Here is a 6,500-nt window from a genome sequence, read left to right on the forward strand (position 1 = left end):
GAGCCTCACGACCGGGATTCTGCCACGTGGGCCTCGTCAATCAGCTCAGCGGCATGCCGAAGGGCCGCTTCGGAGTTCTCATGGCCGGAGAGCATGCGTGCCAGTTCCCGCACTCGGGCCGGACCGGTGACGGCCGTGACCCGAGTCCGCACGGACGGACGATCTGCACCGGGACGCTGCGGCATCACGGCGGTCTGTACGTCGTTGGCCGCCGTCTCCTTCAGCACCACCAGTTGCGTATCCGCCCAAGCCGCCACCTGCGCGAGGTGGGTGACTACCACAACCTGGTAACGACGGGCGAGCCGTGCCAGGCGGCGACCGATCTCCCCGGCTGCCCGTCCGCCCACACCGGAGTCGATCTCATCGAATACGAAAGTGCGCCGGTGGTGGGCGGACGCGCCCTCCCGGACGCCGGGCCCCGGAGCTGCGGGCACCGCCTCCGCCAGTACCACCTCGAGGGCCAGCATGATGCGGGACAGTTCGCCGCCGGAGGCTCCCTTCCCGAGCGGCAGGGCGGGTGCCCCGGGGTGGGAGACGAGCCGCAGGACCACGGTCTCGGCACCGGTGGGTCCCGGTTCCTCGCGCGGTTGGAGCTCCACGACCAGGCGCGCTTCCTTCATCTCCAGCCCGGCGAGCTCAGCATTGACCTCCTGTTGCAGGCGCTCGGCAAGAAGCCTCCGAGCGCCTGACAGTTCACCGGCGACGTCGGCAAGCGTGCTCTCCGCCTCGGCGAACGCCTCGGTCAGGGCCTCGGCGGTGCCGTGGGGGCCTTCGAGCTCATCCAGGCGGGCGGCGGCAGCCTCTCCCCAGGCGAGCAGGGCGTCGACGTCGTCGAGCCGGGTGGTGGGACCGCCGATCTCCCGGCAGGCCCGGGCGAGTTCCGCACGGCGGTCCTGTACCCAGGCCAGGCGGGCGGGATCTGCGTCCAGGGATGCGAGATACTCGGCGAATTCACCGGCCAGGTCCGCGGTGACGATGCTGAGCTGATGCAGCCGGTCGGCCAACGCGTTCAGGGCGGGATCGAGGCCGGCCACTTGGGCCAGGGCCCGGTCGCCGGCGGCGGTAAGGGCCATGACGTCCGGGGCATCTGCGGTGGCCTCCTCGTCTCCGGCCAGTGCGATGCGAGCCGCGGCGGCGGCACGGCGCAGGTCCTCGGCGTGGTCCAGCCGTTCGGCCTCCCTGGTAAGAGCGGTGTCCTCCCCCGGCTGTGGGGCGAGCTGGTCCAGCTGCTCCAGCCATCGTCTCAGGTCTTCGGCCTCGACGCGGCGTGACTCGGCGCCGGCGCGCCACTGCTCCAGTGCCGCGGCCGCCGTGTTCCTGGTCTGGTAGGCCTCCGCGTAGCGGCGACACAGGGCTGCATGACTCGGCCCGCCGAGGCCGTCGAGTGCGGCGCGCTGCGCCGAGGCCGAACGTAGGCGCAACTGATCCGCCTGCCCGTGTACGGACACGAGGCGGGCTCCGACGTCGGCCAGTACCGCCGAGGGGACGGCGCGGCCGCCCAGATGTGCCCGGGAGCGTCCGGATGCCGGAACGACGCGCGAGGCGAGTAGCAGATCCTCGTCGAGTTCGGCGCCGGACTCGACGGCACGGCTCGCCGCATGCGACGAAGGAGACAGGATGAAGGCTCCCTCTACCAGGGCCCGATCGGCTCCGGCCCGCACGACTGCGGACTCGGCCCGCTGTCCCAGGAGCAGCCCCAGCGAGGTGAGCACCATGGTCTTGCCGGCGCCGGTCTCTCCGGTCAGGGCGGTCAACCCGGGGCTTAGATTCAAGTCGGCCTCCTCGATCACCCCGAGGTTCTCAATGTGCAGCGACTCGATCACCGTATGTCGCCGTCCCGGTCCGTCAAGGCGGCGGACGCCTCGGCGGTGCGCCATCCCTGCACGGGCAGATCGAATTTACGTACCAGGCGAGTGGCGAAGGGAGCCTTGTTCAACCGGGCCAGCCGCACCGGCCGCTCGGCGCGGGTGACGCAGATGCGCGAGCCGGTGGGGGCGTCCAGGCAGCGGCGGCCATCGCACCACACCTCCGCTCCACCGAAGCCGGCATGGTAAATGACCACCTCCAGGCGGGAATCGGGGCCTACAACCAGCGGGCGTGTGAACAGGGCGTGCGCTGACAGCGGCACGAGCAACAGGGCCTCCACCTCGGGCCAGATTACGGGGCCTCCGCCGGAATAGGCGTAGGCGGTGGAGCCCGTGGGTGTGGACATGACCAGCCCGTCGCAGCCGAAGGAGGATACCGCCTGACCGTCGACGCCGACGGCCACCTCGACCATGCGGGCACGGTCGCGCTTCTCCAGTGCGGCCTCATTGAGGGCCCAGTCGCGGGTAACCGCCCCGTCCGGGGCGTGCACCTCCACATCAACGGTCATGCGGGTGTCGACCACATAATGGCCGGCTACAAGGTCGGCGACGACCTGTTCCACGGCGTCCGGGTCGGCCTCGGCGAGAAAGCCGACATGCCCGGTGTTGATTCCCAGCAGCGGTACGTCCCGATCGCGGGCGACTTCGCTGGCGCGCAGAATGGTGCCGTCGCCCCCCATGACCAGCACCAGGTCCACGTCGCCCTCGAATCCGGGCTCCACGGGCTCGACGCCGTGCGCCCGCAACGCTGCCTCCGCGCGGGCCACGGCGGTGGCGGTGGGAGCCGCCTTGCGGTGGGGCGGGACCGGTTTGTCGTTCAGATCGCGCTGGAGAAGCATGACGCGTCTCAGCTGCGGCCGGCGCAGGGCCAAGGGGTTCTGGACCACCTGCATGCCAGTCGCGTCGGCACCCGCTGCACTCTTCCCCGACGCTTCCTCGGAGGCGACTTCAGGCGTGGTCGCGGGAATGGTTCCGGTGGTCATGTCCGCCTCCTTCCGGGAGATGTGTGTTGCGTGTGGAGCTGTCTCCGGCGGGTCCGGCGGCAACTGCGCATCGAATCTCGTCCTGCAATGCCGGACCGACCAGATCCGTCGGTGAGCCGGCCCGTCCGGCGTGCATGTTCACAAAATACTCGACGTTCCCGGCCGGACCGGGCAGCGGCGAGGCGGTGACGGCGTCGATGCCCAGTCCCAGGGCATGGGCGCACTCGCACACGGTTAGCACACTTTCAAGGTGCAGTGCGGGGTCGCGGACCACGCCCCCGTGGCCAAGGCGTCTCCTGCCGACTTCGAACTGGGGCTTTACCATGAGCAGCAGGTCGGCGTCGGGGGCTGCCGCCCCGACCAGGGCCGGCAGCACGGTGGTCAGTGAGATGAACGACAGATCGCCAACAACGAGTTCGGGCGCGGGAGTCACCGCCTCGGGCCGGAGTGTGCGCACATTAGTACGTTCCAGCACACTCACGCGCGGATCGTTGCGCAGAGACCAGGCGAGTTGACCGTAGCCGACGTCGACAGCAACCACGTGAGCAGCGCCTCGGCGCAGCAGCACGTCTGTGAAGCCGCCGGTAGAGGCGCCGGCATCCAGGCAGCGCCGGCCGGTGACGCGCGGGCACAGGCCGCGCTCCTGAAGTGCCTCAAGCGCACCCGCCAACTTATGCGCGCCACGGGAAACGTAGTCGTCGTTCTCCGGGGCGATGACTTCGATCGCCTGTGCCGGATTGACTTGCCGGGCGGGCTTGGTCACCACCACGCCGTCGAGGGTCACGTGGCCGTCGCCAATGAGCCGCGCGGCGTGGGCACGGGAGCGGGCGAGCCCTCGCCGAACGAGTTCTGAATCGATGCGGATTAGTCGTGCCATGGGGTCGGGGTTCGGGTCCGGGATCAGTTCTCGGTCTGACGCAAATCGGATGACAGCCTCTCACGTATGGCTGCGAGTTGAGCGGCGCGTTCCTCCAGTGGCAGTTCAGCGACGGCCTCAAGCCGTGCCGCCAACTCCGGCACGGCGTCACGGGCGGCCCCGGGCGGGGAGGGCGGAACCGGGCGAGGTGCGGCGTTCATCCGTGTGCTCCAGGCGTCGTCACGTTCAAGAGGACACTTCGAGTTCCGGCACGTTCAGTACCTCCGTGCGGCCGCCGTGGGCATCGGCATACTCCCATAGCGCGCAGGCGAGTGCGCGATACGCGTCCAGGCTGACCGCAACCGTCGCGGCATCGTCGAGCAGTCCGGCGCTCCGGCTCTCCAGGCCTGCTCCGGTCGCCCGCCAACACTCGTCACCGACCTGCCACCAGACCTCACCATCATTGATGATGCGCGCGGGCACGGGGTGGGGCTGCAGCAGGCCGCGCAGGTCCGTGTGCAAGAAAGTCGGCCGTTCCTCGGGCGAGGCCAGCAGCACATCGCGGGCGGTGCTGACGCCGGTGAGCACGTGCAGGCCGGGGATGCCCGCGGCCCGCGCCCCAACGTGGTCGGTATTGAGCCGGTCGCCGACGGCGAGCGGCCTGGTGCCTCCTACACGACGCAACGCACGCCGGTAGATGCCCGGATGAGGTTTGCCCCCGGCCAAGGGCCTGCGTCCCGAGGCGTTGGCGACCGCGGCCACCAGGCTCCCGTTCCCGAGGGCGAAGCCACGCTCGGTGGGCAGCGTTGCGTCCAGGTTGGTAGCGACGTGTAGGGCACCGTCGGTGATCGCGTACAGTCCTTCAGACATCATCGCCCAGTCGACCGCGGGGTCCCAGCCCTGTACGACGGCGGCCGGCCTGTCCTGCGCCGAGGCGACGACGGTGAATCCCTCTGCGGTGAGCGCTTGCCGAAGGCCCTCACCGCCGATGACGAACACGGGAGCGCCGTCGGACAGATGCTCGTGAAGCAGGGCCGCGGCGTCCATGGCGGCGGAGAAGACCTCCTCCTCTGAAGCCACAATGTCGTTGCGGGAGAGCTTGTCGACCACGGCCTGCGGGGCGCGCGACGCATTGTTTGTCACGAAGACCAGACGCATCCCGCACTCGCGCGCCCCGTTGGCACCCGCAGCGGCGTACGGAACGCGCGCGTCCCCGGCGAAACACACGCCGTCAAGATCCAGCAGAGCGACGTCGTAGACCGCGGCCAGGGGCTCACCGCAGCCGTTTAGGAAGCCGGACGTGCTCCCGGTGCTGTTCTTGATCAAATTATCCACGATGCTCCTCAGCCTCTCCCTCCGCCGCTGCTGCGACGTCGTCGTCAGCGACGACTGCATCGGGCCGTCCGACCGGTCCGTCGTCCTCCGGCGCCCCGGCTGCGTCAAGCGACCCATCGGCGGACGCCACCTCATCGTTACCGGAAGCCCGCAGCCCTTGATTCATGTCCGGGTGTGGCACTCCCTCAGATTGTTCGTAGTCATCCTCAATGTCGTAGACCTCGACCTCATCAATGTGATCCTGCTCCTCGACCATCCCGATGCGTCGGCGAACACTGGCGGCCTCTTCGTTCCGCCCGAGCTCTTCCAGACGGTCCGCGCGCACGGAGTGGAGTCGGCGGAGTGTCTCGCGGTCACCGCGGAACATCATGATCGCCTCCTCGATCACCATGAGACCCAATTCGCTCTGCCCCATGTCGTGGCGCACCCCCGAGATCACCATGGCGATCTCCGCCTCTTCAATATCGTCGAGCTGGCTTGGATCGGCCTCCTGCGCGACCTTTATTGCCTGGTTGTAGCGTCCTAGGGCGCGCTCGCAATCCGCCTCTATGGCACGGTGCAGGTCCAGCCCGGACAAACGCCGGGCGGCCCGAATCTCACGCAGGGCTTCGCTGTAATGACCTGACAGGTATGCCGCGATTCCGGCCGACTCGCGTACCACCGCAACGCGCCCGGCGTGCGACGCCGCGTACCGGGCATGCTGGTAGGCCAACTCCGGGTCGGAATCGAGCAGCCGTTGCACCATCACCAGATGCCGAGCCACATTCTCAGCGTTCGCCCTTCCTAGGGCACGCAGCTCCCGCCGAGCCGATGCCTCCAGGTTATGGGCGGCCACATCCTCCGGCACCGGCGGCTCCGGCACCCGTGTCCGCTGAGGAGGCCTGGCCCCCCCTCCGCGGTTACGGCCCCTGCCATCATCGCGTCTGTGTTCCCTGCGGCCGGATCTGTCGCGCTGACGACGGCCGCGCTCGTCCGGACGGCCACCTCCGAAGCGTCCCCCGCCGTCATCCGCTCCACGGTCCCGACGACCATCTCCGCTCCGTCGGCCGCCGACTGAACGTGAATAAGAGTCACCGTCATTCCGACGGCCGAAACCATGCCGGTCTCCGCCCTTGCCACGCGGATCCCTGGAACCGGAACGGTCCTCACGCCTGTCGTACGCCATGTTCCTTCTTTCTCACTCGACGGCCGGCGCAGCCGGCGCCGCATACCCTAAGCCCCACTACTCTACTTCGTGGTGCGGCTTGTAGTGGCTGTGGGCCGTGATGATAGTTAGAAGACAGTCTAGGAGCGGTAGCCGGCCGGTAGGGGCTTCCTGCTCGCAGTCGGCAGGGTTATCTGTTCGTACCTCCGTGTACCACCCCCGGTGCGTCGGCACCGGCGCTCACTACCCCGAAACCGGTAGAAGCTGTCTTTTGTTGTTGGTGTGTGGTTGTGGGTGGGTGTGGGGTGCCGGCAGTG

General features: G+C 68.8%; 7 protein-coding genes. 1 reads left to right on the forward strand and 6 read right to left on the reverse strand.

Features of this window, described 5'->3' with window-relative positions:
• Nucleotides 1–5: 5 nt before the first annotated feature.
• The 6 genes from recN to Q4A20_RS04880 all read right to left on the reverse strand — a co-directional run bounded on the left by recN (nucleotide 6) and on the right by Q4A20_RS04880 (nucleotide 5,784).
• Entirely contained in the window at nucleotides 6–1,823 is a 1,818-nt protein-coding gene (gene recN, locus Q4A20_RS04855) for a DNA repair protein RecN (RefSeq protein ID WP_303120890.1), read from the reverse strand.
• Nucleotides 1,820–2,704, reverse strand: a complete 885-nt coding sequence (locus tag Q4A20_RS04860) for an NAD kinase (RefSeq protein ID WP_368502437.1) — start codon at nucleotides 2,702–2,704, stop codon at nucleotides 1,820–1,822. Before Q4A20_RS04860 ends, recN begins: the two co-directional genes overlap by 4 nt.
• 109 nt (nucleotides 2,705–2,813) lie before the next feature.
• The gene (locus tag Q4A20_RS04865; protein ID WP_303120892.1) at nucleotides 2,814–3,725 is read right to left on the reverse strand and encodes a TlyA family RNA methyltransferase; all 912 of its coding nucleotides are present in this window, start codon (nucleotides 3,723–3,725) and stop codon (nucleotides 2,814–2,816) included.
• 23 nt (nucleotides 3,726–3,748) lie between these two features.
• A complete protein-coding gene (locus Q4A20_RS04870; RefSeq protein ID WP_303120894.1) occupies nucleotides 3,749–3,925 on the reverse strand; it encodes a hypothetical protein in 177 nt (58 codons plus the stop codon).
• Nucleotides 3,926–3,950: 25 nt separating this feature from the next.
• Complete coding sequence (locus Q4A20_RS04875; RefSeq protein WP_303120909.1) at nucleotides 3,951–5,030, reverse strand: HAD-IIA family hydrolase; 1,080 nt, start codon at nucleotides 5,028–5,030, stop codon at nucleotides 3,951–3,953.
• A gap of 1 nt (nucleotide 5,031) precedes the next feature.
• Nucleotides 5,032–5,784, reverse strand: coding sequence for a hypothetical protein (locus Q4A20_RS04880; protein ID WP_303120911.1), 753 nt, complete (start codon nucleotides 5,782–5,784; stop codon nucleotides 5,032–5,034).
• A gap of 180 nt (nucleotides 5,785–5,964) precedes the next feature.
• Between Q4A20_RS04880 and Q4A20_RS04885 the strand changes: the two genes are divergently transcribed.
• Nucleotides 5,965–6,096 (forward strand): hypothetical protein, encoded by a 132-nt coding sequence (locus tag Q4A20_RS04885; protein ID WP_303120896.1) that lies wholly within the window; start codon nucleotides 5,965–5,967, stop codon nucleotides 6,094–6,096.
• Nucleotides 6,097–6,500: the final 404 nt, after the last annotated feature.

Source organism: Actinomyces sp. (assembly GCF_030530635.1).
Lineage (GTDB): Bacteria > Actinomycetota > Actinomycetes > Actinomycetales > Actinomycetaceae > Actinomyces.